Origin of the sequence: Geodermatophilus marinus, from assembly GCF_003428645.1 — a bacterium.
Lineage (GTDB): Bacteria > Actinomycetota > Actinomycetes > Mycobacteriales > Geodermatophilaceae > Geodermatophilus.
In genome coordinates this window covers 1-25,749 of record NZ_QVQH01000022.1, presented here as the reverse complement: position 1 = coordinate 25,749, position 25,749 = coordinate 1, and the positions used below count along the sequence as shown (strand labels likewise).

General features: G+C 76.8%; 20 protein-coding genes. 8 read left to right on the top strand and 12 right to left on the bottom strand.

Going from position 1 to position 25,749, the window contains the following annotated elements; translation table 11 throughout:
* Position 1: 1 nt before the first annotated feature.
* The gene (locus D0Z06_RS19345; protein WP_117379180.1) at positions 2-271 is read left to right on the top strand and encodes a DUF4242 domain-containing protein; all 270 of its coding nucleotides are present in this window, start codon (positions 2-4) and stop codon (positions 269-271) included.
* Here the strand turns inward: D0Z06_RS19345 and D0Z06_RS19340 are convergent.
* Positions 254-3,193 (bottom strand): helix-turn-helix transcriptional regulator, encoded by a 2,940-nt coding sequence (locus D0Z06_RS19340; protein WP_158580040.1) that lies wholly within the window; start codon positions 3,191-3,193, stop codon positions 254-256. The genes D0Z06_RS19345 and D0Z06_RS19340 overlap by 18 nt on opposite strands.
* Before the next feature lie 147 nt (positions 3,194-3,340).
* Here D0Z06_RS19340 and D0Z06_RS19335 point away from each other — a divergent pair, with 147 nt between their 5' ends.
* The 3 genes from D0Z06_RS19335 to D0Z06_RS19325 all read left to right on the top strand — a co-directional run bounded on the left by D0Z06_RS19335 (position 3,341) and on the right by D0Z06_RS19325 (position 5,429).
* Positions 3,341-4,711, top strand: coding sequence for an FAD-binding oxidoreductase (locus D0Z06_RS19335; protein WP_117379178.1), 1,371 nt, complete (start codon positions 3,341-3,343; stop codon positions 4,709-4,711).
* 13 nt (positions 4,712-4,724) lie between these two features.
* Complete coding sequence (locus D0Z06_RS19330; RefSeq protein ID WP_117379233.1) at positions 4,725-5,081, top strand: cupin domain-containing protein; 357 nt, start codon at positions 4,725-4,727, stop codon at positions 5,079-5,081.
* Positions 5,082-5,147: 66 nt separating this feature from the next.
* Entirely contained in the window at positions 5,148-5,429 is a 282-nt protein-coding gene (locus tag D0Z06_RS19325; protein WP_117379177.1) for a DUF427 domain-containing protein, read from the top strand.
* Here the strand turns inward: D0Z06_RS19325 and D0Z06_RS19320 are convergent.
* The 8 genes from D0Z06_RS19320 to D0Z06_RS19290 all read right to left on the bottom strand — a co-directional run bounded on the left by D0Z06_RS19320 (position 5,422) and on the right by D0Z06_RS19290 (position 13,175).
* Positions 5,422-5,862 carry a hypothetical protein gene (locus tag D0Z06_RS19320; RefSeq protein ID WP_117379176.1) on the bottom strand — a complete coding sequence of 147 codons (441 nt, stop codon included), beginning with the start codon at positions 5,860-5,862 and terminating at the stop codon, positions 5,422-5,424. The two genes, D0Z06_RS19325 and D0Z06_RS19320, sit on opposite strands and share 8 nt — an antisense overlap.
* A 167-nt stretch (positions 5,863-6,029) precedes the next feature.
* Positions 6,030-7,007 (bottom strand): ferritin-like domain-containing protein, encoded by a 978-nt coding sequence (locus tag D0Z06_RS19315; protein ID WP_233517816.1) that lies wholly within the window; start codon positions 7,005-7,007, stop codon positions 6,030-6,032.
* A 105-nt stretch (positions 7,008-7,112) separates the two neighbouring features.
* Positions 7,113-7,286 (bottom strand): hypothetical protein, encoded by a 174-nt coding sequence (locus D0Z06_RS25500; protein ID WP_158580039.1) that lies wholly within the window; start codon positions 7,284-7,286, stop codon positions 7,113-7,115.
* A gap of 148 nt (positions 7,287-7,434) precedes the next feature.
* Positions 7,435-7,896, bottom strand: coding sequence for an NUDIX domain-containing protein (locus tag D0Z06_RS19310; RefSeq protein ID WP_117379175.1), 462 nt, complete (start codon positions 7,894-7,896; stop codon positions 7,435-7,437).
* Between the two features lie 82 nt (positions 7,897-7,978).
* The gene (locus D0Z06_RS19305) at positions 7,979-8,608 is read right to left on the bottom strand and encodes an isochorismatase family protein (RefSeq protein WP_233517815.1); all 630 of its coding nucleotides are present in this window, start codon (positions 8,606-8,608) and stop codon (positions 7,979-7,981) included.
* Positions 8,605-10,482 carry a hydantoinase B/oxoprolinase family protein gene (locus tag D0Z06_RS19300; RefSeq protein ID WP_117379174.1) on the bottom strand — a complete coding sequence of 626 codons (1,878 nt, stop codon included), beginning with the start codon at positions 10,480-10,482 and terminating at the stop codon, positions 8,605-8,607. The genes D0Z06_RS19305 and D0Z06_RS19300 overlap by 4 nt, the downstream gene beginning before the upstream one ends.
* Positions 10,483-10,485: 3 nt before the next feature.
* Entirely contained in the window at positions 10,486-12,549 is a 2,064-nt protein-coding gene (locus D0Z06_RS19295; protein ID WP_117379173.1) for a hydantoinase/oxoprolinase family protein, read from the bottom strand.
* The gene (locus D0Z06_RS19290; protein ID WP_233517814.1) at positions 12,546-13,175 is read right to left on the bottom strand and encodes a GntR family transcriptional regulator; all 630 of its coding nucleotides are present in this window, start codon (positions 13,173-13,175) and stop codon (positions 12,546-12,548) included. The genes D0Z06_RS19295 and D0Z06_RS19290 overlap by 4 nt, the downstream gene beginning before the upstream one ends.
* Positions 13,176-13,333: 158 nt before the next feature.
* Here D0Z06_RS19290 and D0Z06_RS19285 point away from each other — a divergent pair, with 158 nt between their 5' ends.
* Entirely contained in the window at positions 13,334-14,224 is an 891-nt protein-coding gene (locus D0Z06_RS19285) for an isocitrate lyase/PEP mutase family protein (protein ID WP_117379171.1), read from the top strand.
* A 40-nt stretch (positions 14,225-14,264) separates the two neighbouring features.
* On the opposite strand, the gene D0Z06_RS19280 is transcribed toward D0Z06_RS19285, so the two are convergent.
* The 3 genes from D0Z06_RS19280 to D0Z06_RS19270 all read right to left on the bottom strand — a co-directional run bounded on the left by D0Z06_RS19280 (position 14,265) and on the right by D0Z06_RS19270 (position 16,586).
* Positions 14,265-14,876: a DUF4234 domain-containing protein gene (locus D0Z06_RS19280; RefSeq protein WP_233517813.1), complete on the bottom strand. Its 612-nt coding sequence runs from the start codon at positions 14,874-14,876 to the stop codon at positions 14,265-14,267.
* Between the two features lie 137 nt (positions 14,877-15,013).
* Complete coding sequence (locus tag D0Z06_RS19275) at positions 15,014-15,808, bottom strand: enoyl-CoA hydratase/isomerase family protein (protein WP_117379170.1); 795 nt, start codon at positions 15,806-15,808, stop codon at positions 15,014-15,016.
* 298 nt (positions 15,809-16,106) lie between these two features.
* Positions 16,107-16,586 (bottom strand): hypothetical protein, encoded by a 480-nt coding sequence (locus D0Z06_RS19270; protein ID WP_117379169.1) that lies wholly within the window; start codon positions 16,584-16,586, stop codon positions 16,107-16,109.
* 170 nt (positions 16,587-16,756) lie between these two features.
* On the opposite strand from D0Z06_RS19270, the gene D0Z06_RS19265 reads away from it, so the two are divergent.
* The 3 genes from D0Z06_RS19265 (at position 16,757) to D0Z06_RS19255 (ending at position 25,494) form a co-directional block, all read left to right on the top strand.
* Positions 16,757-18,712: a sensor histidine kinase gene (locus D0Z06_RS19265; protein ID WP_117379168.1), complete on the top strand. Its 1,956-nt coding sequence runs from the start codon at positions 16,757-16,759 to the stop codon at positions 18,710-18,712.
* On the top strand, positions 18,709-19,365 hold the full coding sequence (locus D0Z06_RS19260) for a response regulator transcription factor (protein WP_199522423.1): 657 nt from the start codon (positions 18,709-18,711) through the stop codon (positions 19,363-19,365). Before D0Z06_RS19265 ends, D0Z06_RS19260 begins: the two co-directional genes overlap by 4 nt.
* Before the next feature lie 144 nt (positions 19,366-19,509).
* On the top strand, positions 19,510-25,494 hold the full coding sequence (locus D0Z06_RS19255; RefSeq protein WP_117379167.1) for a DUF3320 domain-containing protein: 5,985 nt from the start codon (positions 19,510-19,512) through the stop codon (positions 25,492-25,494).
* The last annotated feature ends 255 nt before the right edge of the window (positions 25,495-25,749 follow it).

Genomic DNA, 25,749 nt, shown 5'->3' with positions numbered 1-25,749 from the left:
CATGCCCGTCTTCATGATCGAGCGCCGGTTCGCCGATGCCCTCGAGGTCAGCGCCGAGGCCGCCGACGGCGTCAACCAGGTCAACGACGAGGAGGGGGTGCGCTGGCTGTACTCGTTCCTCTCCGCCGACAAGCGCAAGACCTACTGCCTCTACGAGGCGCCCACCGCCGACGCCATCCGGCGGGCCGCCGTCCGGGCCGGCCTGCCGGCCGACGTGGTCGTCGAGCTGACCGCCACGGTGCGGCCGGACGGGTCACTGGCCGCCGTCTGACCCGTCGAGCAGCCCGTGGGTGGCCGCGTAGCGCGCCGCCTGCGTGCGGTTCCCGCTGCCCGTCTTGGCCAGGATGCTGCGGACGTGGTTGGCGACCGTGTTCTCGCTGATCACCAGGCGCGCCGAGATCTCCCGGTTGAGCAGGCCCTCGCCCACCAGCCGGAGCACCTCGGCCTCCCGCTCGGTGAGGCCGGCCGGGCGGGACGGCGGCCGCCCGTCCGCCCCGCGGGGCTGCTCCGGCGGGCCGATCCGGTCCAGCGCGGCCAGGACCCGCCGCAGCCCGAGCTCCCGCGCCGGCCGCCGCGCCTCCTCGGCGGCCTCCTGCACCCGGCGGGCCGGGGCGCCGGCGCGCCGCAGGTGCGCGGCCAGGGCGGCCAGGCTCTGCGCCCGGTGCAGCGTGGCCCCCATCCGGGTGTCCATCGCGACGGCCGACTCCAGCAGCGCCTCGGCGGACCCCCGCCCCCGCGCGGAGTCGATCTCCCCGAGGTAGCGGTCGGCGCTGCCGAAGACGGCGACGAACTGACCGGCGAGCAGGTTCGTCCCCGCGTACTCGGCCATCCGGGGCCGCAGCCGGGTCAGCGCCGCGTCGTCCCCCAGGTGCAGCGCGGCCTCGACCAGGAAGGCGAGCACGCCGGGCCACTGCGCGGAGTCCGCGTACCGCTCCAGCCGGCCGTCGAGCAGCCAGCCGAGCAGCCGCGCCGCCGGCCCGTCGAGACCGAGCTCCGTGTAGAGCGCGAGCAGCCCCGGCGCCCAGTGCTCCTCCGGCGCCTCGTCCCCGCGCAGCAGCGGCCGCACCGCGGCCAGCGCGCCGGACTCCCGCCGCACCATGTAGGCCTGGACCCCGTAGCTGCCCTCCGTGTCGTCGGTGCCGAAGGACTCCCCCAGCTCCAGCAGCCGCGCGCAGGTCCGGTCGGCTCCCGGGAGGTCGCCCACGGCGAACCGGCGGCCGTACTCGATGCACCCGCCCACGTACTCGTGGTAGAGCTCCCCCGTCGCCCGCACCACGGACCGCACGTCCTCGTGCGCCTCCGCGAGGTCCTGGGGTGCGCCCCGGACGTAGGACATGGCGGCCCGCCAGAAGGACGCCGGCCCCACGTGCCCGAGCGTGCCGGTCCGCCGGGCCAGCCGGACCACCTCGGTCGCCCGCGCCAGCTTCCCGGGGGCCTCGGCCGGGCCCAGCCCGTTCCACAGGCTCGCCGCCAGCACGTCGGCGAGCAGCGCCTCGTCGCCGAGGTCCCGGGCCAGCGCCACGGAGCGCCGGCCGAGCTCGGCGGACTGCGCGGTGGCCCCGGTGAACGCCAGGGCCCGGCCGAGGCCGGCGAGCGCCCGCACGTAGAGCGGGTCGGAGGCCTCGTGCGGCACCGCCTGCAGCGCGCCGGTGAGCATCTCCACCGCGCGGTGCCCGAGCAGCCCGGGGCGCCAGGACGCCGCCTCGAAGCCGATGGCCGCCTCGAGCCGCACCCGCGGGTCGGCCGAGCCGGCGACCTCGGCGAACAGCTCCCGCGCGCGGGTCGAGTCGCCGCCGAGCAGGTGGCTGCGCGCGGCCGCCAGCAGCAGCGGGTGCCGGGCGTCGGCGGACAGCCCCGCCGCCCGCTCCAGCCACCGGGCGGCGTCCTCGTGGGCGAGGCTGCGCGAGGCCGCCTGCGCCGCCTCCGTCAGGTACCGGACCGCCTGGTCGACGCAGCCGAGCGCCGCGGCCTCGGCGTAGTGGTGGGCCAGCCGCTGGGTGCGCCGACCCGGCGGCGCGCCGTTGCCCGGCGCACCGCTCCCCGGGGCACCATCGCCCGGCCCGCCGGCCTCCAGGACCCCGGCGACCCGGAGGTGCTCCCGGGCCCGGCGGGTGGCCGGCATCAGGTCGAGCACCGCCTGCCGGGCCAGGGCGTGCGGGAACCGGAAGACCGCCCCGGCCGGCTCCAGCAGCCCGAAGGAGACCGCGGTGTCGAGGGCGGCCAGGGTGGTGTCGGCGGCCCAGGAGGAGACCGCGAGGACCGTGGCGGGGTCGGGCTCCTCCCCCACGACGGCGGCCAGCTCGAGGGTCTGCCGCTCCGGCGTGGTGAGCCGGTCCAGCCGGCTGGCGACCATGTCGCGCACCGACAGCGGCGTCGCGGGGACCGCGTCCGGCGGGGTGCCCCGGCCGGCCCCCTCGCGCACCAGCTCCCGGAGGAGGAACGGGTTGCCGCCGGTGAGGTCCCGCAGCAGCGGGGCCGCGGCCCGCGCCCGGTGCGGCGCCAGCCCCGCCTCGGCGGCCAGGTACTCCGCGACGGCCTCGGTGGGCAGCCCGGGCAGGTCCAGCCGCCGGACGCCGTCGAGCCGGTACAGCGCGGCGATCGCGCCGGTCAGCTCCGCCGACCGCTCGGGCGCGGTCGTCCGGTGGGTGGCCAGCACCAGCAGGGGGCACTCCGCCGTCCGCCGCACGAGGTGGCCGAGCAGCTGCAGCCCGGCCGTGCCCGCCCAGTGCAGGTCCTCCAGGGCGAGGACGACCGGCCGGGTCGCGGCCAGCGCCCGGACCGCGGCCGCGGCGGCCTCGAACAGCTCCCGCCGGCCGTCGGGCTCCGGGCCGTCGGCGACCGCGACCCGGCCCGCGAGCCGGGCGAGCGCGTCCCGCCGCGCACCCGCCCACGGGCCGGACAGCAGCGCCTCGGCCGGCTCGACGAACGGCTGGTAGGGCGGGCCGAGCTCCTCGACGCACCCGCCGAGGAGCACCGCGGCACCGCGGCCGTGCAGCGTGCAGCAGAGCTCGGCGAGCAGCCGCGACTTGCCCGCCCCGGGTTCCCCGCCGAGGAGGACGACCTGGCGGGCGCCGCCGGTCACCGCGTCCCACGCGGCCTCCACCACGGCGATCTCCGTGCGCCGGCCGACGAGGGGCGGGCGCGCGGCCGCGGCCCAGCGCGCCGGCAGCGCGGGCGGCGTCCAGCCGGACACCCTCCCGGACGCTAGCCCCCTCCTCCCCGGGCTGTCGATGGCCAGAACTGACCATGCGCCCCGTCCCCCGCGATCCCCGCAGTTCTGGTCATGTGCGCACCCCCCGGCCCTCCCTACCGTCGCGGCACCGGAGAGCGAGGAGGGGACATGACCACACAGCTGCCGGGCACGCTGGCCGACCGCGTGCGGGGCCGGGTCGTGCGGCCGGGCGACGACGACTACGACGAGGCCCGCCGGGTCTACAACGCGATGATCGACGCGCGACCGCACGTGGTGGTCCGCTGCGCCGGGCCCGACGACGTGGCCGCCGCGGTCCGCTACGCCGCGGAGACCGGCCGCGCGCTCGCCGTCCGCGGCGGGGGGCACAGCGTCCCCGGCTTCGGCACCGCGGACGACGCCGTGGTGGCCGACCTGTCGCTGCTGCAGTCGGTGGACGTCGACCCGGAGGCGCGCACCGCCCGCGCCGGGGGCGGCACGACGTGGGGCCGGTTCAACGACGCCACGGCGGCCTCCGGGCTGGCCACGACCGGCGGCATCATCTCGACCACCGGGATCGGCGGGCTGACCCTCGGCGGCGGGATCGGCTACCTGTGCCGCGGCTACGGCCTGTCCTGCGACAACCTGCTGGCCGCCGAGGTGGTCACCGCGGACGGCTCGGTCGTCACCGCGAGCGCCGAGGAGGAGCCCGACCTGTTCTGGGCGCTGCGCGGCGGCGGCGGCAACTTCGGCGTCGTCACGTCGTTCACCTACCGGGTCCACCCGGTCGGGACGATCTACGGCGGCCCGATGTTCTTCGAGCTGGCCGACGCGCCGGCGGTGCTCGACTTCTTCCGCGACTTCATCGCCGACGCCCCGCGGGAGTACGGCGGTTTCCCGGCGTTCCAGATCGCCCCGCCGCTGCCGTTCGTGCCGGAGGACCGGGTCGGTGACACCTTCGTCGCCGTCGTCTCCTGCTGGTCGGGTTCGGCGGCCGAGGGCGAGCGCGTGGTCGACCGGTTCCGGCAGGTCGCCCGCCCGGTCGCCGAGCACGTGGGCCCGATGCCCTACCCGGCGCTCAACAGCGCCTTCGACCCGCTGGTCCCGCCCGGGCTGCAGCACTACTGGAAGGCCGCGTTCGTCACCGAGCTCACCGACGCGGCGATCGCCGCGCACGTGGAGCACGGCGCGCGGGTGCCGGTGGTCAACTCGACGATGCACCTGTACCCGATCAACGGCGCGGTCCACGACGTCGCCTCGGACGCGACCGCGTTCGGGCACCGCGACGCCTCGTTCGCCGCCGTGATCGCCGGCATGTGGCCCGACCCGGGCGACAACGAGGCCAACGTCCGCTGGGTGCGCGAGTACCACGCCGCGATCGCCCCGCACTCCGCGCCCGGCGGGTACACCAACTTCGCCTCCGCCGACGACGCCCACAAGGCGGCCGAGAACTACGGCGCGAACCACGAGCGGCTGCGCGAGCTCAAGCGCCGGTACGACCCCGGCAACCTGTTCCACCTGAACCAGAACATCCGGCCGTGAGGGGGTGCGGACCGTGCAGACCGTCGACCGGACCGACCTGCCCGTGGCCATCGAGGGCGACGGCGTCGAGTTCCGCACCGACCGCGTCGGTGACATGAGCATCGCCTGGGTGCGGCTGCCGGCCGGTGCCGACCTGCGCCCCGCCCTGGCCGGCCTGCCCGGCGACCGGTGCCCCTGCCCGCACTGGGGGTACATGATCAGCGGGCGGCTGGTGATGCACGGCGAGGGCGGCAGCACCACCTACGAGGCCGGCCAGGCGTTCTACTGGGCACCCGGCCACGCGCCGGAGGCGGTGACCGACTGCGAGTACGTGGACTTCTCGCCGTCCCAGCAGCTGGGGGAGGTCGTCCGGCACCTGCAGGGCGGGTGAGCCTGGGCCGCCGGACGCCGGCGCCGGGCCGGAATGCCCGGCCCGGCGCCGGCGGTTGCCGGGGGCATGGCCACCGCACGCTGGAACGGCACCGTGATCGCCGAGTCCGACGACGTCGTCACCGTCGAGGGCAACGCCTACTTCCCCCGCGCCGCGGTGCGGGACGACGTCCTGCGCGAGTCGGGCACGCACACGTACTGCCCGTGGAAGGGGACGGCGTCGTACTACACCGTGGAGGTCGACGGGCAGCGCAACCCGGACGCCGCCTGGTACTACCCCGAGCCGCGGGACGCCGCCCGTGAGATCACCGGGCGGGTCGCCTTCTGGCGCGGCGTCGAGGTCAGCTGACCGTCCCGCCCTCCGGGCGGGCCCCGGCCAGCTCGCGGGCCGCGGAGGCGGCGTCGGCGTCGAGCACCTGCGCGCGCTCGTGCCGGGCGATGAGCTCGGTGTAGGAGGTCCACGCCTGCTGCGGCGTCAGGCCGAGGGCGGCGGCGATCTGGGTCCAGCTCGCCCCGCCGCGCAGGGCCGCGCGGAAGCCGACCAGCTGGCTGTCGTGCGCCTTGCGGGCGACGACCTCGCCGAGGGCGAGCAGCTCCAGGGACTCGGGCACGTCCAGCGAGGTCGCGGCGTCCTTGAAGGTGCTCCAGTCCTCGGCGTCGACCTCGGCGGCGGTGTTGAGCGTGGTGGCACCGCTGTCGCGGCGGCTGAGGAAGTCCAGCCGGGTGACCGCGGTGCTCAGGGAGAACTCCTGCTCGAGTTCGTCCGGGGTGATGCTGTCCATTGCTCCAGCTTCCCCGGCCGGGAGGACGCGGTCGAACGCGCCGGCCGGCCGGACGGGGAGGAGCCGCGGACCCGCACCCGATCGGGGGTGCGGGTCCGCGGCGTGCTCACGGTGCGCGAGCGGGCCGTGCCCGGCTCGCCGCTGCGGCGCTCCGGCCGTCGCCGGGCTCAGCCGTCGATGCCCACGGCCTCCTTGGCCAGGTCGGCCAGCCGGGTCTGCGTGGCGCTGATGACGCCCGAGCGGTTCTTGTGGGTCTCCTCGTAGCGGATCACCACGCGCAGCTCGTGCGGGCTGGTCAGCCCCTTGACCGCCTTGACCGCGTCCTGGGTGGACAGCGAGTCGTAGCCCTTGACCGGCAGCTCGTCGGCGGTCACGTCGCCGAGCTCCTCGCGGGCGGCCTTGGCGGCCTCGGCGGCCTCGCGGTGGCCGTCGCGGCGGGCGATCCGCTCGGCCCGGCGCAGCGACGCGCTGCGACCGACGGTGAGGGTCTCCCGGACGGCGTCGGAGAACGACCCGGCCTTGCCGGCCACGGCGCCCAGCTTGTCGCGCTGCTGCTGGGCGCTGTCGATGGCCACGTTGACGCGGTCGGCGACGAACCGCACCGGCGCGTTGGCGGCGCGGGCGGCCGTGCCGGCCACCCACTGGAACGGCGTCGGCCGCAGCGCGGCCGGCCCGCCCATGGCGTGCTCGGCGAGGACGACGGTCAGCCACTCGACGGTGGCCCGGTGGGCGGTGACCAGCCGCTCGGCCAGGCGCTGCACCGCGGGCAGCTCGGCCTGCTCGGCGAGCACCTTCAGGTAGGTGGCGCGGTCGAGCAGCTGGTGCTCGAGCTGCAGGTCCTGCAGCAGCGCCTCGTCGAGCGGCTCGGCCTGCTCGACGCCGGCCTTGAGCAGCGCGGCCAGCCGGCCGAGGGCGGGCGTCACGACGTCCGGCACGCCACCGAGCGCGCGCAGCTGCTCGGTGAGGGCGCGGGTGCGCTCGGCGGCGTGGTCGGCGTTCTGCTGCAGCTCGCGGCGGACCGCGTCGGTGCGGGCCTGCGCCACGCGGGTGCGGGCGACCTGCTCCTCGGTCTGGGTCAGCAGGACGAGGGCCCGCAGCTGCTCGACGACGGTCGAGGTGAGGGTGGGACGGATCGTGTCGGTCACGGGGGCTCCAGACTTCGGGGATGACCTGACGTCGGAGTGGGTGCCCAGGTGCTGCCTGCTGCAAGCGCCTTGCTAGCGGTGAGACGCGTCACGCCCGCCCGGGGCTCACCGCGCCGGGACGGCGGGCTTGCCCGGCCGGTCGAGCCGCAGCACCGGCTGGGTGAGCTCGTCGACGAGCGGGGAGCGCGGGCGCGGGGTCTCCCGCGGGGGCACGGCGCGGCCGCAGCCGACGCAGAACCGGCCGGCCTGCGCGAGGGCGCCGCACTGGGTGCAGGACATGGTGCCTCCTGGGGTCCGGGGAGCACGGGGCTCCGCTCGACCGGGGACCCTGCCACCCCCGGGGCCGGGCCCGCCCCGTCCCGGGATGGGTGGGACGACACGTCACCAAGCCGTCATGCGGGCCGGCTGCCGGGCGGGGCCGTGCAGGTCAGCCGGTCAGCGCCGCGAGCCGGTCGAGGAAGGGGAGCTGGCCGCGGACCAGCTTGGTGCGCGCCTCGGCCAGGCCGAACCAGGCGGCCCGGTCGATCTCCGGGAAGTGCTGCACCCGCCCCGACCGCGGGGGCCACTCCAGCGGGAAGGTGGTGCTCCGGCAGGCGGCGGCGTCCAGGTCGCCCTCGGCCGCCCAGAGCGCGAGCAGCTTGCCGCTCGCCCGGTGCTCGCCGAGCGGGACCAGCTCGGCGGCCGGCACCGGGGAGCCGAGCTCCTCCTCGAACTCCCGGCGCGCCGCGGCCAGCGCGTCCTCGCCGGCCGCGTACTCCCCCTTGGGCACCGACCAGGCGCCGTCGTCCCTGCGCGCCCAGAACGGCCCGCCCATGTGCCCGAGCAGCACCTGCACCCCGCCGTCCGGGCCGCGCCGCCACAGCAGCACCCCCGCGCTCGTCCTCGCCACGGGTGCAGCCTGCCCCGGGGTGAGCGGCGCCGCCCGGCGCTGGGGGGAGGCAGCCGGGCGGCGCCGCGGTCGGGGGCCGGCGCTACAGGTGCGCGAGGGCCTCGGTCAGGTCGACCACGTCGGCGTACTTGGCGTCGAGGTCGGCGAGGTTGGCCTCGTGGACGGCGGCGCTCCGGTCGGCGCAGGCCTCGCGGACCACCTGGGGCCGGAAGCCGGAGTTGAGCGCGTCCATCGCCGTGGCCCGCACGCAGCCCGACGTCGACACCCCGGTGACCACCACGGTGTCCACCCCGGCCGCGTGCAGCGTCGGGGCCAGCGAGGTGCCGAAGAAGGCCGAGGCGTACTGCTTGACCACCAGCGGCTCGCCCGGGGCCGGTTCCAGCGCCAGCGCCCCCCAGTCGCCCGGCGCGCCGTCGGCGAAGCAGGCCAGCGCCGGGACCTTCCGCGCGAACAGCCCGGCGTCCTCCAGCCCGGCGGCGTACCGGACGGCCGTCCAGACCACCGGGTGGCCGGCGGCCCGGGCCGACCCGACGAGGGCCGCCGTCGCCGCGACCGCGGGGCCGGGGTCGGGCAGCGCGAACGGCCCGCCCGGCTCCGTGTAGGCGCGGCAGAGGTCGATCACCAGCACCGCCGGGCGGGTGCCCCAGCCGACCCGCCCGGAGAACGCCGCCCCGTGCGGCCCGCCCACGACCCCGTCCCCGCTCCCGCTCACCCCGCCGTCCACACCGGGCGCTTCGGGGCGGGCAGGCCGGTCTCCTCCTCGCACCGGGCCAGCAGCTCCTCGATCGGCGGGCCGGGGTCGAACACCGGCAGCTCGGCGGGCCGGTCGGCGCGCAGCTGGTCGCGCAGCGTCTCGGTCGCCTCGCCGTCCACCTCCCCGCCGTCGCAGACCACGACCCCGTACCGGCGGGCGCCCTCCTGGGTCACCAGCCCGCGCCGGACCTCGCGCGAGACCAGCTCCGGGTCGCGCTCCAGCGGGTCCCCCCACCCACCGCCGCCCCAGGTGACGAAGTGCAGGACGTCGCCCGGCCGCACCGGCACCCCGTGGCACTTGCTGGGCAGCACCTCGCGGGTGCCGTCGGCGCGGTCGATCCACTTGCGCCCGCGCGCGCCCGGCTGCCCGCCGTTGACGCCCCACGGGTAGGTCAGCCAGCGGTCGTCGTGGATGGCGATCTCGCCCGGCTCCTCGAAGACGTAGGCGACGTCGACGCCGTTGCCGCCGCGGTGCAGGCCGGCCCCGCCGGTGTCCGGGACCGTCTCCCACCGTTCGATCCGCAGCGGGTAGTAGGACTCCAGGTACTCGCAGGGGATGTTGACGAAGCTCGGCCACAGCGAGTGCCCGTCCGGGCCGTCACCCAGGGGTCGGCCCGGGATGCCGCCGAACCCGATCGAGTAGAGCTGGAACCACTCCCCCGTCCGCTCGCCCGAGGAGTAGTGCCCGGAGTACATGAAGTGCGGCGAGGAGGAGAACCCAGCGGCGTTGAGCAGCGCCGGGTTGGTCTGCCCGAGCAGCCCGCCGAACAGGTCGAAGACCCGGCCGATGCCGTGGTTGCGGCCGTTGAGCGCGGCCGGGTGCGCGGGCTTCCAGTACGACCCGTCCGGGATGGTGACGTCGACCAGCGGGTAGAAGCCGTCGTTCCAGAGGATCTGCGGGTCGGCGACGGTGATCATGTAGATCCCGAAGAACATCCGGGTCAGGTTCTCGTTGATGTAGTAGTTGATCGGCCCGGCGGCCTGCGGCGAGGACCCGGTGAAGTCCAGGTGCACCTTCTCGCCGGTGCGGGTCAGCGACAGCTTCAGCTCGTACGGGCCGTTGCCCACGCCGTCGTCGCAGATGTAGTCGGTGAACGAGAGCGTGCGGCCCTCCTCGAAGACCGTCTGCAGCAGCACCTTCATGGCGTCGTGGTTGCGCTGGAGCAGCGCGTCCAGCGCGGAGAGGTAGGTGGCGGTGCCGAAGCGCTCGCACATCTCGACCACCCGCCGCCCGGCCGTGCGGCAGGCGGCGACCAGGCCGTTGAGGTCGGCGCGGTTCCAGTCGGGCATCCGGACCTGGTTGAGGATGGTCCGCAGCGCGTCCTCGTTGGGCACCCCCGCGCGGTACAGCTTGAAGGGCGGGATGACCACGCCCTCCTCGTAGATCGTGCGCGCGTCGGTGGGCATGGACGACGGCGTCTTGCCGCCCACGTCGGACATGTGGCCGAACATCGACGCCCAGCCCACGACCCGGCCCTCGTGGAAGACCGGCATCACGACCAGCCAGTCGTTGGCGTGGCTGATCGCCGCCCCGCAGGCGTACGGGTCGCTGGTGAGCAGGACGTCGCCCTCCTCGACGGTGTCGTCGAAGCCGTCGAGGAAGTCGGGGATGGACAGGCCGAACTGGCCGACGACCATCTTGCCGCTCGGGTCGCCGATCAGCGGGAACTCGTCGTGCTGCTCGCGGATGCCCGGGGACAGCGCGGTGCGGAACAGCACCTCGTCCATCTCGTAGCGGGCGTTGCGCAGGCCGTTCTCGATGAGGTCGAGGGTCACCGGGTCGACGTCGACCCGCTCCACCTCGCCGGTCGCGGTCTCGACGATGCGTGCCATCGCTCAGCCCTCCTGGACGGGGTTGATGAGCAGCGAGCCCGAGCGGTGCACGGCGGCCGCGTGCCCGGGCAGGACGAGGGTCGTGGAGTCCATCTCGGTGACGATCGCCGGGCCGGTCACCACGTCGCCGGCCCGCAGCCGCGCCCGGTCGTAGACCCGCGCGGTCACCTGCTCGCCCCCGACGTGCACGGGGTGCTCGGTGACCAGCGCCGCCGACGGGTCGCCGTCGCCCTGCTCGAGGTGGACCGGCGCGACGTCCGGCCGGGGACCGGTGACCGTGGCCCGGGCGTTGACCAGCTCGTGGTCGACGTCGAGCAGGAAGGAGAACAGCCGGTCGTGCTCGGCATCGAAGGCCTTCCCGAGCTCGGCCAGCGGGTCCCCGGCGTCCAGCCAGGACGGGTCGACCTGCACCGGGATCTCGAAGCCCTGCCCGTGGTACCGGACGTCGACCTGGAACCCGACGGCCTGCTCCTCGCGGGCCAGCCCCTGCCCGGCCAGGCGGGCCCCGGCCTCGTCGGCGAGCTCCCGCAGCACCTGCGCCAGCTCCGCGCCGGTCAGCTGGCCGAAGCGGCGCAGCACGGTGCGCGCGGACTCGTCGCGCAGGCTCGTCGTCGCGTCCCCGAGGGCGCAGAGCACGCCGGGGGACGGCGGCACGATGACCGGCCAGGCGCCGGTGAGCCTGCCGAGCGCGTTGGCGTGCAGCGGCCCCGCGCCGCCGAAGGCCACCAGGGCGAAGTCGCGCGGGTCGAAGCCCTGCTGCACCGAGACCAGCCGCAGGCCGCCGAGCATGTTCTCGTTGACGATGTCGACGATGCCCGCGGCCGCCGCCTCGGGGGACTCCAGCCCCATCGCCTCGGCCACCTTGGAGACCGCCGCCCGCGCGGCCTCGGCGTCGAGGGTGATCTCCCCGCCGGCCAGCGCGGAGGGCAGGTACCCCAGGACGACGTCGGCGTCGGTGACCGTGGGCTCGGTGCCGCCCTTGCCGTAGGCGGCCGGGCCGGGGTCGGCGCCGGCCGACTGCGGGCCGACCCGCAGCGCCCGGGTCAGCTCCGGCACGTGCGCGATCGACCCGCCGCCGGCACCGACGGTGCGGACGTCGACGCTCGAGGCCCGCACGGTCAGGTCGCCGACCTTCGTCTCCCGGCCGATCCGCGGGGCGAGGTCGCGGACCAGCGCGACGTCGGTGGAGGTGCCGCCCATGTCGAAGGTGATCAGGTCCCGGTACCCGCACTGCTCGGCCACCCAGACCGCGCCGGTGACGCCGCCGGCCGGGCCCGACAGCAGCATGGTGACCGGGGCGGCCACCGCGGCCCCGGCCGCGGAGAGCCCGCCGTCGCTGCGCAGGATAGACAGGTCGCCGGTCACGCCGCCCTGGCGCAGCCCCTCGGAGAGGTGCTGGACGTAGCGGGCGACCTGCGGCTGCACGTAGCCGTTGGCCACGGTGGTGAGCGTGCGCTCGTACTCGCGCAGCTCGGGCAGGACGTCGGAGGACAGCGACACCGGCACGCCCGGCAGCACCTCGGCGGCGATCTCCGCGACCCGCCGCTCGTGCGCGGGGTCGGCGAAGGAGTTGATCAGGCTGACGGCGAGCGCCTGGATGCCGCGGCCGGCGAGCCTGCCCAGCTGCCGGCGGACGTCGTCCTCGTCGAGCGGGCGCACCACGCCGCCGTCGGAGGCGATGCGCTCGTCGACCTCGACGGTGTTCTCCAGGTCGGCCAGCGGCTCGGGCTTCGGCCAGATGATCCAGCCGGCCAGCCCGCCGGGGACGAAGGAGCGGGCGATCTGCAGCACCTGCCGGAAGCCGCGGGTCGTGACCAGGCCGACGGTGGCGCCCTTGCCCTCGAGGATCGCGTTGGTGGCGACCGTGGTGCCGTGCAGCACCTGGGCGACCTCGGTGAGCCCGATGCCGGCCTCGGCGCACACCCGCTCGATGCCGTGCAGCACGCCGACGGCCTGGTCGGCGGGGGTCGAGGCGGTCTTGGCCCGCCAGGTGGCCCCGCTGTCCTCGTCGACGAGCAGGACGTCGGTGAAGGTGCCGCCGACGTCCACTCCGAGCCGGTAGCTCATGCGGACTCCTCTTCTCGGGTGGCGTGGTCACGGGCGGCCCGGACCATCACGGCGCGGGCGTTGGCGATGTGCGCGGTCATGACCGCTCGGGCCCAGTCGGCGTCACCGGCACGCACGGCCGCGACGATCTCGGCGTGGTGGCCCAGGCTGCGCCGCAGCGAGGCCTCGTCGTAGGTGAGGAAGTTGCGCCGGACGATCGGCGGGTGGATGGCCGCGGCCAGCGCGGTCGCCAGCGCCGGGTGGCCGGCCAGGGCGACCAGCCGGTCGTGGAAGGCCCGGTTGAGCGGGACCAGCGCGTCGAGGTCCTGGTCCGGCCCGGGCGAGCCGACGGCCAGCATCCGGCGGGCGAGGTCGTCGAGCTCGGCGACGTCGGCGGGGGTCGCGTTCGGGACGGCGTGGGCGGTCAGCCGCGGCTCGAGGCTGGACCGCAGGTCGAAGACGCCCTCGAGCTCGGCCACCGTCCAGGTCGCGACCCGGGCGCCGCGATTGGGTGTGATCTGGACCAGGCCCTCGGCCGCCAGGCGGGACAGCGCCTCGCGCACCGGTGTGCGGCTGACGCCGAGCCGGTCGGCCAGCTCCACCTCGCCCAGGCGCGCGCCGGGGGCGAGCTCCCCGCTCATGATCATGTCGCGCAGGGTGGACAGCGCCCGCCCCGCCGACGTCAGCGACCGTGTCAGCCGTCACACCCCCTCGGAGATTGTGTGCAAAGGTAGGGGTGCGTGCGTCGCTTGACAACGCCGCTGCGGGATTTCGCGGCGAGCTGCATACAACCTGGGAGGCGGGCGTGGGGGATCTGATCGGGGGTGGCCGCGCTCCGCGGTCCCGGCTGCGGGAGCTGCTGGCCGATCCGCGGCCGCTGGTGGCGCCCGGCGCGTACGACGCGCTGTCGGCCCGGCTGGTCGAGCAGGCCGGCTTCGCGGCCGTCTACATGACCGGGTTCGGGACGACGGCCTCGCTCATCGGCCGCCCCGACGTCGGGCTGCTCACCGGCACCGAGATGGTGGACAACGCCCGACGCATCGCCGCCGCCGTCGACCTGCCCGTGGTCGCCGACGCCGACACCGGCTACGGCAACGCGCTCAACGTCGTCCGCACGGTGCAGCTCTACGAGCAGGCCGGCGTCGCCGGCATCCAGCTCGAGGACCAGGTGATGCCCAAGAAGTGCGGGCACATGAGCGGCAAGGAGCTGATCGGCACCGACGAGATGGCGGGCAAGATCCGGGCTGCGGCGGCCGCCCGGCGCGACCCGGACCTGGTGCTGATCGCGCGCACCGACGCGGTCGCGGTGACCGGGGTGGACGACGCGCTGGCCCGCGCCCGCGCCTACGCCGACGCCGGCGCCGACGTGCTGTTCGTCGAGGCGCCGACCAGCGAGGCCGACGTCGAGCGGGTGGCGCGCGAGCTCTCCGGGGTCGCGCCGCTGGTGTTCAACTGGGCCGAGGGCGGGCGCACCCCGCCGCTGCCGCTGGCGCGGATCACCGAGCTCGGCTTCTCGCTGGTCATCTACCCGATCGGCACGCTGCTGGCGGCCACGGCGGGGATGCGCGCGCTGCTGGCCGCGCTGCGCCGTGACGGCGTGCCCGCGCTGGAGGGGCTGCCGGCCTTCGACGAGTTCACCGACCTGGTCGGCCTGCCGGAGGTCCAAGAGCTGGAGCAGCGCTTCTCGGGGCGCTGACCCGCGCACCGGGCATCGTCCGGTGCGCGGGCCGGCCGGGTCACACCAGCGTCGTCTGCGTGACGCCGAGGCTGCGCCAGTACTCGTTGAGCGCGTTGTTGGTGCGGACGAACCAGACGATCGGCAGCACCAGCAGGAAGATGCCCGGGAAGACCCACAGCCCGGTCAGCGCGCTGACCGGCTTGACCTGCCCGCGGCGCTCGTAGAGCTGGCCGACCTCGTGGCTGGTCAGGAACGGCATGACGATGCCGAAGAACAGCGAGATCACCAGGGCGACGATGCCGCCGAGCCCCTCGCCGCTGTGCCGCCGCATCTCCTCGTGGACCTGGTAGTACCAGATGAAGCCCCAGATCCCGAAGGTGACGAAGAAGAGCAGGATGGTCAGGCCGGTGGGCCGCATCCGGCCGGGCACACCGGTGGGCTGGCCCTGCTGCGCCCAGGGCGGCGGCGCGGGCATGGGGGCCCACCCGGCCGGGCCGGGCCCCGGCTGCCCGTAGTCGGGTTGCCCGTACCCGGGCGGCGCCCAGCCCGGCTGCCCGTAGCCCGGGGGGCCGTAGCCCGGCTGCGCGGAGCCCGGCTGCGCGGGGCCCGGCCCGCCCGGGTCCTGGCCGGGGGTCTTCTTCGTGAGGTCCGGGCGGTCGCCGGTGGCCATGGCCGTGCCTCCCTCTCGCCGGTGCCCGTGCGCGCCTCTCGCCAGGGCGCGTGCACGCTGACGGCAACGTAACCCGCGGACCGCGCCCGCAGGGCTGCCACGCCCGCGGTCATCGGGGTGCGGTCGGCACGCTGCGGTCAGCGACCGCTCCACCGCGGCGCCCGGCCCTCCAGCCGCGCAGCGATCCCCTCCCGGCGGTCCTCGGAGAGGTAGGGGTTGGGCCCGACGTCCAGCCGCAGCGCCTGCCACAGCGGCAGCTCCAGGGCCTTGACCGCGGTCTCCTTCATCCGGCGGACCGACACCGGCGCGTTCGCCGCGATCCGCCCCGCCAGCTCCAGCGCGGTGGGCAGCACCTGCTCGGCGGGGACCAACCGGTTGACCAGCCCCCAGCGCTCGGCGACCTCGCTGGTCACGTGCTCGCCGGTGTAGAGCATCTCCAGGGCGATGCCCATCGGGATGCGCTTGGGCAGGACGACGGAGCCGAAGTTGGCGCCCATGCCGATGCGGGCCTCGGGCAGTCCCATCGGCACGCCGGGCGCGGCCACCCGCAGGTCGCAGGCCAGCGCGAGCTCGAAGCCGCCGGCGACCGCGGCCCCCGCGACGGCCGCCACCACCGGCACCGGCACCTGGGTGAGGACCTCGAAGACGGTGCGCCCCGGCCGGTCCATGGGCGGGCGGAACCGCTCCCCCCGCCGGTCGGCCTCCCGGATCTCGTGCAGGTCGAAGCCGGCGCAGAAGGCGGGGCCGTTGCCGGCCAGGACGGCGGCGCGGACCCCGTCGTCCTCCCCGCAGCGCAGCAGCTCCTCGACGAGGTCGGCCTGCAGCGGGGTGGACAGCGCGTTGCGCCGCTCGGGCCGGTCGAGCGTGAGCAGCCGGACGTGCCCCCGGTCCTCGACGAGCAGACCCGATCCCCGCCGCTGCACCTCGCCCATGCCCCGCAACCTGCGCCCGGCCGGGGGCGCGCGCAACCCGGGTCGCCGGCGACGCGGCACGGGGGCAGGGTGCGCGCCGGCATCGGGTCCGTCATGTGTTTCACATCACATCCAGGGGTTCAGGAAGATACGCCCTCCGGACCGCGGGCCGGGTATCGCCACGCCGCGGGTCGCCCCCGCCCGCGCGCCCGGAGGCGAAGCCCTGGTCGAGGACCCTCTCTCCGCCCTTCCCACGCCCTGCGGTGGGCGCACGGACAGGGCGGCCCGGGGTAGACGGGCCGCCCTGCGGAGCGGGCGATCAGCCGGTGAAGGCGAGCCACACGGCGCCCGCCACCGTGACCGCGGCCAGGGTCGCCGCGACCGCAGCCACGGGCGGCAGCGCCCCGGTCCGGCGCCGGACGTCCACCGACAGCCCGACGGCACCGCCGGCGAGGACGGCCGGCAGCCCCGTCCAGAAGACCAGGACCGACAGCGCGCCCAGGGTGGCGAGGACCGCGGCCCGCCGGGCGGTGCGCTCGGGCGGCACCGCCCGGGCGCGCGCGGTCGCCAGAGCGACCAGCACCAGCGCCACGGCCACGAAGGCGACGAGCAGCGCCAGGCCGGCCCACCCCCCGCCGCCGGCGAGGTCGATCCCCCACCCGCCGGATCCCGCCTTCCACGGGGTGCTGACGAACTGGCCGACCAGCGCGCAGGCCAGGGCCGTACCGGCACCGGCGAGGGTCCACCCGTCGGGTGACCGGGTGGCGGAGGTCGGGGGGGCGGCGGGGGCGGCGGTCATGGCGGTCCTCCTCGGGTCGGTCCCGGCCCGCACGGCCGGACGGGGACCACCGTGGCCGTCCCGGGTGTCCCGCCGGATGGGGCAGCGGGCCGGTCGACCCGGGAGGACCTCCCGGGTCGACCGGGACGTCGGGCACCCCGCTCGGGACGCCCCGGCGAAACACTGGCGCGGTGCGCTCACGCGTCCTCACGACCGGCGCCGCCGTCACGGCGACGCTGCTGTGCCTCGCGGCCTTCACCCTGGCGGCCTGGGTGGGCCCCCGGGTGCCGGAGGGCGACCGCTCGGTCCTCGGGTGCGTCTTCGCCGTCGCCTGCGCCGGGACCGGGGCCCTCCTGGTGCACCTCCGGCCGCGCAACGCGATCGGCTGGCTGCTCGTGCTGACCGGGCTGCTGCAGGCCCTGAGCGCCGGCGGCAACGCCTACGGCGCCTACGGGGTCGAGGTCGCCGAACCTGACTGGCCGCTGGCCCGGCCGGTGACCCAGCTCGGGATGCTCTACCTGCCCTCCCTCGTGCTCCCGGCCACCGTCCTGGTGGCGCTCTACCCCTCGGGCCGGCTGCCCGCGCGGTGGTGGCGCTGGCCGGTGCGTGCGGTGTGGGCCGGGCTCGCGGTCGTCACGGTGATGACCGCCCTGTCGCAGGAGGCCTTCGACGACGTGGTCTCCGGGCCGGCGCCGCTCGTGCTGCCGCGGACCTGGTGGACGGTGGCGGCCGGTGCCGCCGCGGTCGTCGCCCTGGTCGCGGGCGTGCTGGTCATCTGGGTCGCGACGGTGGTGCGCCTGGTCCGGGCACGGGCGCCGGAGCGCCAGCAGCTGGCCTGGCTGGTCTGCGTGGTGTTCCCGCTGATGCTGCTGACGTTCGCCGTCCCGGCACCCGACTGGGTGTTCATCGGCCTGGCCCTCATGGTCCCCGGGTCGATCATCGTCGGGGTCGTCCGCTACCGGCTGCTGGGGATCGTGGTGAGCCGCGCGCTGGCGTACGGGGCGCTGACCGCGGCGGTCGCGACCGTCTACCTGGTGGTGGCAGGGCTGGCCGCGGCGGTGCTCGGCCGCACCCTCACCCCCGTGCCGGGCGCCGTCGTCGCGGTCCTGCTGGCCCTGGCCCTCGGCCCGGCGCGGGATCGGCTCCAGGCGGGTGCCGACCGGCTGGTCTACGGCCGGCGGCGGGACCCGGTCGCCGCCGTGACGGAGCTGGGTGACCGGGTGGCCGGCGCCGACGAGGCCGACCTGCTGCCCGCGGTCCTGGGCACGGTGAGCACCGCACTCCGCACCTCGGCCGCGCGGATCGTCCGGCCTGGGGACGCCGCCCCCGGCGGCGCCGGCACGATCGCCGTGCCGTTGCGCGTGGGCGGGCGGGACGTCGGCACCCTGCACGTGCCCGAGCGGCGCCCCGGTGAGCCCTTCACGGCCGGTGACCGGAGATTGCTCGCGGCGCTCGCCCCCCAGGTCGCCGTCGTGGTGCGGGCGCTGGAGCTGACCGGCCGGCTGGAGCGGGAGCGGGAGCGCGTGCTGACCGCCACGCACGCCGAGCGCGACCGCATCCGCCGGGACCTGCACGACGGGCTGGGCCCGTCGCTGGCGGGCATCGGCCTCGGGGTGCAGGCCGTCCAGGCCCAGCTCGACGGCCGGGCCGGCCCGCTCGTCGGCTCCCTGCTCACCCGGCTCAAGGACGAGGTGGACGGCACCGTGGGCGAGGTGCGGCGGATCCTCGACGGCCTGCGACCGACTCCGCTCGACGACGTCGGGCTGGTCCCGGCGCTCCAGCGGCACGCCTGCACGCTGTCGCCGTCCCTCGCGGTGCGGGTGACGGCCGCCGAGCTCCCGGCCCTGCCCCCCGACGTGGAGACCGCCGCCTACCGGATCGCCCAGGAGGCCCTGACGAACGTGGCCCGGCACGCCGGCGCACGGTCGGCCGAGGTGGCGCTGCGCACCGCGGGGGGACGCCTGCGGGTGACCGTCGCGGACGACGGCGCCGGCTTTCCGCCCGAGGCGGACACCCGCCGGCCCGGCGGGCTGGGGCTCGGGTCGATGCGGGGACGGGCGCAGGCGGTCGGCGGCGAGCTGTCGGTCACCAGCGGCGCCAACGGGACGAGCGTGGTGGCGGAGCTGCCGCTGGGCGGACGGTCGTGACCGTCCGCGTCGTCCTGGCCGACGACCACCCGATGTACCGGTTCGGCCTGCGCGCCGTCCTCGACGCCTCCCCCGAGGTCGCGGTGGTCGGCGAGGCGGCCGACGGGGCGGAACTCCTCGCGCTCGTGGCCACGACGACCCCGGACGTCGTCCTCACCGACCTCTCCATGCCACGGCTCTCCGGGACCGCCGCGATCGACGAGCTGACCCGGCGGTACCCCGGTGTCGTCGTCCTCGTGCTCACCATGCACGAGGACGACGCCTCGCTGTTCGGCGCCCTGCGGGCGGGGGCGCGCGGGTACCTGCTCAAGGGCGCCGACCGGGAGGAGATCGTGCGGGCCGTGCTGGCGGTGGCCGGCGGCGACGCCGTGTACGGCGGCGCGGTCGCCCGTCGGGTGGTGGACTCGTTGACCGGGGCCTCCGCCCGGGTGCCGGCGCTGCCCGAGCTCACGGCCCGGGAACGCGAGGTCCTCGACCTCCTTGCGGCCGGCTTGCGGACCTCCCAGGTCGCCCGGAGGCTGGGGCTGTCCGAGAAGACCGTGCGCAACCACGTCTCCGCGGTCCTCACCAAGCTGCAGGTCCCGGACCGCGCGGCCGCCGTCGCCCGCGCCCGCGAGGCCGGCCTGGGGCCCCCGGGGGTCAGGGGTCGCTGATCGGCACCCGGGAGCCGGGGCATGACCGCCCGGGACCACCCCCGGGGTGCTCCGCAGCCCGAGCGGGCACACCCGTCACAGGCACCCCAGACGCCTCCGCCGCCTGACCGGACCGGTCCGTCCAGCCCGGTAGACACGTCCACCATGAGCGCCACGGACCTGCGGTCGACCGAGACCACCACCCGGCCGGCCGTGGCGATCCAGGCGACCTCGACGCCGGTGCTCAGCTACGCCCTCGCGCACAACCGCGTCCCGGTGGTCAGCCGGCTGTCGTTCACCAACCACGGGGCGGCCGTCCGCGGGGCGACGGTGCGGCTCGGCGTCCAGGACGCCGAGGGCCCGATCGGCGCCCCGGTCGAGCTGCTGGTCGACCTCGACGAGGGCCGCACCACCGTGCTCAGCGACGTCGGCCTGGTCATGGAGCCCGCCGCGATGCTGCCCATCGAGGAGCAGCGGCCCGGGTCGGTCGAGATCGACCTGCTGGTGGGCGGCGAGGACGTCGCCGGCACCGCGGTCCCGGTGCAGGTGCTCGCCGCGGGGCAGTGGCTGGCCGCCCCGGTGCCGCTGGCGCTGGAGATGCTGGCCGCGCACGTGCTCCCGCACCACCCCGCGGTCGCGGCGCTGGTCGGCGAGGCCGGGGCGCTGCTGGCCGAGCGCACCGGGGACCCGTCGGTGGAGGGCCGGGACGCCTCCCCCGAGCGGGTCGACGCCGTCGTCGCCGCGCTGGCCGAGGCCGTGCGCCGGCGCGGGGTCCGGCACAGCGAGGCCGCGGCGGGCTGGGCGGACGTCGGCCAGAAGGTGCGCACGCCCGGGGACGTCCTCGACGGCCGGGTCGGCACCTGCCTGGACACCACCGTCACCCTGGCCGCGGCGCTGGAGCGGGTCGGGATCCGGCCGCTGCTGTGGCTGACCGACGGCGGCCTGCCCGGCTCCTCCGGCGGGCACGCCTTCCTCGGCTACTGGCGCGAGGAGCGCAGCGGCGAGAGCGCGGCGACCACCGACGTGGCGCCGCTGGTGAACCTGGTCGACCTGGGCCTGGTCCGCCTCGTCGAGACCACCCTGCTGACCACGCGGGGCGGCGAGGACCCGGCCGAGCCGGCGGCGCTGCACGCCGCGGCCTACGACCGGTGGCTGGCCGGGGACCTCGACCGGGTCCTCGGGGTCACCGACGTCCACCGGGCCCGCCGGGACGGCATCCTCCCGCTGCCGGCCCGCACCCGCGGCCGCGACGGCACGGTGCAGGTCGTCGAGTACCGCCCGGCCGAGCACGGCGCGGCCCCCGCCCTGCCGCCGTCCCCGCCCGCGGCGGACCCCGGCCGCCCGGCCACCCCCGCCCGCGTGCAGCAGTGGAAGAACAGCCTGCTCGACCTGTCGCTGCGCAACCGGCTGATCAACTACACCGAGCGCTCGGGGCTGCCCCTGGCCGTGCCCGCCGAGCACCTCGGCACCCTGGAGCGGCTGCTGCGCAGCGGGGTGTCCGTCGCGGTGCTCCCCAGCGACCGCATCCCGGCCGTCGCCCGGGAGCGCGGCGCGACCGCCGCCGCGGACCTGCCGCCGGCCCAGCTGGCCGAGGTGCTGCTGGAGCGCAAGGCGGTGCACGCCGGGGTCACCGAGGGCAGCTACCTGCCGCGGCTGCGCAACCTGGCCTACAAGGCGAAGACGGTCGTCGAGGAGACCGGCGCCAACAACCTCTACCTGGCCCTGGGCAGCCTGGTCTGGGAGGTCGACGGGCGGCCGCTGCGCTCCCCCCTGGTGCTCGTGCCGGTCACCCTGGTGCCCACCGGCCGCACCGGCAGCTACCGGCTGGCCCTCGACGACACCGGCGCGAGCACGCCCAACCACTGCCTGCTGGAGAAGCTGCGCCAGCAGCACGGGCTGACCGTCCCGGGGCTCACCGACCCCGCCGACGAGGCCGCCGGCATCGACGTCGACCGCGCGCTGCAGGCCGTGCGGCAGGCGGTCGCCGACGCCGAGCTGCCCGCGCGGGTCGAGCCGAGCGCCGACCTCGCGGTCCTCCAGTTCGCCAAGTACCGGTTGTGGCGCGACCTCGACGAGCACTGGGCCGAGCTGGCCGCCAGCCCGCTGGTCGACCACCTCGTGCGCCGGCCCACCGAGGCCTTCGCCGACCCGGTGCCCGCCCCGGCCCGCGTGGACCTCGACGAGCTCGCCACGCGGTGCCCGGCCCCCGCGGACGCCTCGCAGCTGCGGGCCGTCGCCGAGGCCGCCGCGGGGCGCACCTTCGTCCTCGAGGGCCCGCCCGGCACCGGCAAGTCGCAGACCATCACCAACCTGCTGACCCGCGCGGTCGCCGACGGCAAGCGGGTGCTCTTCGTCGCCGAGAAGCGGGCCGCGCTCGACGTCGTCGCCCGCCGGCTCGACGCGGTGGGCATGGGGCCCTTCGCCCTGGACCTGCACGACAAGGGCAGCACCGCCGCCCAGGTGCGGGCGCAGGTCAAGGCCGCGCTGGAGCACGCCGTCACCGTCGACGAGCAGGGCCTGGCCGCCGACGGGGAGGACCTGCGCGCGGCCCGCCGGACCCTCGCCCGCTACGCCGACCGGCTGCACGCGGAGAACGCCGCCGGGCTGAGCTGCTACTCCGCGCGGACGGCGGTGCTGTCGGTGCGGGACGACGTCCCCCGGCTGCCGCTGCCGTCGGTGTTCGTGGCCGCGGCCGCCCCGGAGACGCTGACCGCCGTCCGCCGGTCGCTGGCGCTGCTGCCCGACATCGCCGACCTGGTCCGGCCCTCGCCGCGGCACGCCTGGGCCTTCGTCGACACCCCGCGGGTCGACCTGGTGGCCGCCCAGCAGGCCGCCGCCGCGGTGGACGCCGCCATCCGCGACCTGCCGGCGGAGCCGCACCTGGTGCGGGCGCTGCGCGAGGTCCGCACGCCGGCCCACCTCGACGCGCTGGCCCACCTGCTCTCGGGCCCCCCGGTCGGGCTCGACGTGCTCGACGAGGTGCCGACCGGGCGCTGGAGCGCGGCGACCCGGGCGCTGCTGGCCGAGGTGGCCGCCTTCGCCACCGCCGTGCACCCGGGTCTGGAGCGGGCCACCCCGGAGGTGCTGGGGCTGCCGCTCGGCGAGCTGTTCGTCGCCGCGCAGACCGCGCAGGCGGCCCGGTTCTTCCCGCGGCGGGCCGGGCTGCGGGCGGTCCGCGAGCAGCTGCGCCCGGCGCTGCGCCCCGGCGTGAAGCTCCCGCTGAGCGAGGTGCCGGAGTTCACCGCCCAGCTGTGGCGGCTGCAGCAGGCGGGGCAGGCGCTGGCCGCGCGGGTGGCCGTCGTCCCGGGGCTGTCCACCCCGCCCGGCTGGAACCCGCTGCTGGACCCGGGCGTGGTCGAGGCCCAGGTGGCGTGGCTGCGCACCGCGGGGGCCGCGGCCGACAGCGCCGCCGACTTCGCCGTCGCGCTGCGCCGCTACGTCGTCGCCGGGCCCGGCCCGGGCGCCGCCGCGGCCGCCGCCGTCGTCCGGCTGCGGGACGCGCTCACCGCGCTGCTGCGGGTGTGCAGCAGCGACCCGGCGCGGCTGGCGCGCTGGTGCGGGGACGACGGCGTGGTGCTGCGCTGGCAGATGACCCGGCCCGAGCGCGGGGTCGAGCACACCGGGCTGATGTCGCTGCGCCGGTGGGCCGACTTCCTCGACACCCTGGAGCCGCTGCGCGCCGCGGGCCTGCACGACGCCCGCGCCCTCCTGCTGTCGGGCCGGCTGCCCGCCGACGACGCCGTCCGGGCCTTCGAGCACGGCGTGGCGCGCAGCTCCGAGGCCGAGCGGCGGCACGCCAGCGGCCTCGACGACTTCGACGCGACCGCGCACGAGCGGGCGATCACCCGGTTCACCGCCGCCTCGCGCGCCGTGCGGGCCCACCTGCGGGCCGCGCTCCCCGCCGCGGTGCTGGCCGGCCGCCCGGCCGCGGACGACGACCGGCTCGGCGCGCTGCACCGCGAGCTGGGGCGCTCCCGCCGCGGGCTGGGGGTGCGCGGGCTGCTGGAGCGCTACGGGGACCTGGTCACCGCGGTGATGCCCTGCGTCCTGGTCAGCCCGGACTCGGTGGCCCGGTTCTTCCCGGCGCGGGCCGGCCTGTTCGACCTGGTCGTCTTCGACGAGGCCTCGCAGATCCGGGTGGCCGACGCGGTGGGCGCGCTCGGCCGGGCCCGCGCCGCGGTCGTGGTCGGCGACAGCCGGCAGATGCCGCCGACGTCGTTCATGGAGCCGTCGTCCGGCTCCGCCGACGACGACGCCGCCGACCTGCTCGGCAGCGCCGTGGAGGACGAGGAGTCGATCCTGTCGGAGTGCGTCCAGGCGCGGGTGCCGCGGCACTGGCTGTCGTGGCACTACCGCAGCCAGGACGAGTCGCTGATCGCCTTCAGCAACGCCACCTACTACGACAACCGGCTCTCCTCGTTCCCGGCCCCCACGCACGGCCGGCCCTCCCCCGCGGTCGACGGCCGCGGCATCTCGCTGGTGCGGGTCGAGGGCACCTTCCACCGCACCGGCGCCGGGCGGCTGCTCCGCACCAACCCGCTGGAGGCCAAGGCGGTCGTCGCCGAGATCCGCCGCCGCTTCGACGCCTCCCCGGACCGGGTGCCCTCGATCGGCGTGGTCACGTTCAACGCCCAGCAGCGCTCCTACATCGAGGGCCTGCTGCGCGACGCCGGGGACGAGCGGCTGGTCGACGCCCTGGACCGCACCGACGGCGAGGGGGTGTTCGTGAAGAACCTGGAGAACGTCCAGGGCGACGAGCGCGACGTCGTGCTCTTCTCCACCGCCTTCAGCGTCGACGACCGCGGTGTCCTGCCGCTGAACTTCGGGCCGCTGAACCGGGTCGGCGGCGAGCGGCGGCTCAACGTCGCGGTGACCCGCGCCCGCCGCCAGGTGGTCGTCTTCTCCTCCTTCGACCCCGCCCAGCTGCGCGCCGAGCAGACCTCCTCCGTGGGCGTCAAGCACCTGCGCGCCTACCTGGACCTGGCGGCCCTGGGCACCGACGCGCTGCCCCGGGACGCCCGGCCCGCCGCCGTCCCCGACCGGCACCGCGAGCAGATCGCCGCGGCGCTGCGCGAGCGCGGGCTGGTCGTGCGCACCGACGTCGGGCTGTCGGACTTCCGGGTCGACCTGTCGGTGGCCCGCGCCGCGCACCCCGACGTGCCGGTCATGGCGGTGCTGCTCGACGGGCCGGCCTGGGCTCGCCGGCGCACCGTGGGCGACCGCGACGGGCTGCCGGTCGAGGTCCTCTCCGGGATGCTCGGCTGGCCGGTGGTCGAGCGGGTGTGGCTGCCGACCTGGCTGCGCGACCGCCCGGCGGTGCTCGACCGGCTGGTCGCCGCCGTGGACGCCGTGCCGCCGCCTCCCGCCGACGGGCCGACCCCGGTCGCCGCCCCGGGACCGGTCGCCGCCCCGGTCGTGGAGCCGGCCGCGGCGGCGCTGCCCGCCCCCCGGGTGGTGGCCCCGCTGCTGTCCTCGGCGCCGGCCGCCGTCGCGGTGGCCGAGCCGGTCGCCGAGCCGGTCGCCGAGCCGGCCCCCGCGCCCGGCCCCCGGGCCGCCGCGCCGCGGACGGCCCGGCGGCCGGCGCGCACCGCGCCGGCCCTCGAGGGCGAGGCGCCGTTCGTGCCGTGGCTGCCCCGGCCGGCCGGTGAGCGCAAGGCCCTGGACCAGCTCGCCGACGCCAAGGTGGCCCGCACCGTGCGCCGGGTGCTGCACGCCGGGCTCAAGGCCGAGGGGCCGGTGCACCGCGACCGGCTCACCCGCCTGGCCGCGGGCGCCTTCGGCCTCAGCCGGGTCGGCGAGGCCCGCCGCGACGCGCTGCTCGCCCTGCTGCCCGCCGACTGCCTCGACGGCGAGTTCGTCTGGCCCCCGGCCCTGGACCGCGCCGGCTGGACCGCCTTCCGCCGCCAGGCCTCCGCCGCGGACCGCCCCCTGGAGCACGTTGCCCCGCAGGAGCTCGGCAACGCGATGGTGGCGCTCTGCCGGGCCGCGGGCCCGCTGACCCGGGAGGAGCTGTTCCCGGCCGCCGCGGAGGTGTTCGGGGCCCGCCGCCGCGCCGCGTCGGCCGCCCCGCTGCTGGCCGCGGCCCTCGACGGCGCAGTGGCCGCCGGCCGGCTCGCGGAGCGGGAGGACGGCGCCGTCGTCGTCCCCTGAGCCTCGATCCACCGTCGATCTTGGTGGACCCGGCCGGCTCGTGACCTGATTGTGGTTGTCTGATCTGGGCGTGGGTGGGCCGCCGGTCTGTCCGGCTCTTCCACGGTCGGTCTCCGATCGGGCCCTGCGGGCGGTGGTCGGCTCAGGCCGCTGCCGGTGGTCCGCAGGTGGTGGAGAACAGCTGGGACCAGGCGGTCTGCCACGGCCAGTCGCGGGGCAGGTGCAGCCGCAGCCGGCGGGCGGAGCGGGCGATCC

Bases quoted from the DNA above. Each gene is read 5' to 3' on its own strand.
- D0Z06_RS19345 (WP_117379180.1), top strand. From the start codon at position 2: ATGCCCGTCTTCATGATCGAGCGCCGGTTCGCCGATGCCCTCGAGGTC.
- D0Z06_RS19335 (WP_117379178.1), top strand. From the start codon at position 3,341: ATGACCACACAGCTGCCGGGCACGCTGGCCGACCGCGTGCGGGGCCGG.
- D0Z06_RS19325 (WP_117379177.1), top strand. From the start codon at position 5,148: ATGGCCACCGCACGCTGGAACGGCACCGTGATCGCCGAGTCCGACGAC.
- D0Z06_RS19320 (WP_117379176.1), bottom strand. From the start codon at position 5,862: ATGGACAGCATCACCCCGGACGAACTCGAGCAGGAGTTCTCCCTGAGC.
- D0Z06_RS25500 (WP_158580039.1), bottom strand. From the start codon at position 7,286: ATGTCCTGCACCCAGTGCGGCGCCCTCGCGCAGGCCGGCCGGTTCTGC.
- D0Z06_RS19300 (WP_117379174.1), bottom strand. From the start codon at position 10,482: ATGGCACGCATCGTCGAGACCGCGACCGGCGAGGTGGAGCGGGTCGAC.
- D0Z06_RS19295 (WP_117379173.1), bottom strand. From the start codon at position 12,549: ATGAGCTACCGGCTCGGAGTGGACGTCGGCGGCACCTTCACCGACGTC.
- D0Z06_RS19290 (WP_233517814.1), bottom strand. From the start codon at position 13,175: ATGATCATGAGCGGGGAGCTCGCCCCCGGCGCGCGCCTGGGCGAGGTG.
- D0Z06_RS19280 (WP_233517813.1), bottom strand. From the start codon at position 14,876: ATGGCCACCGGCGACCGCCCGGACCTCACGAAGAAGACCCCCGGCCAG.
- D0Z06_RS19275 (WP_117379170.1), bottom strand. From the start codon at position 15,808: ATGGGCGAGGTGCAGCGGCGGGGATCGGGTCTGCTCGTCGAGGACCGG.
- D0Z06_RS19270 (WP_117379169.1), bottom strand. From the start codon at position 16,586: ATGACCGCCGCCCCCGCCGCCCCCCCGACCTCCGCCACCCGGTCACCC.
- D0Z06_RS19255 (WP_117379167.1), top strand. From the start codon at position 19,510: ATGAGCGCCACGGACCTGCGGTCGACCGAGACCACCACCCGGCCGGCC.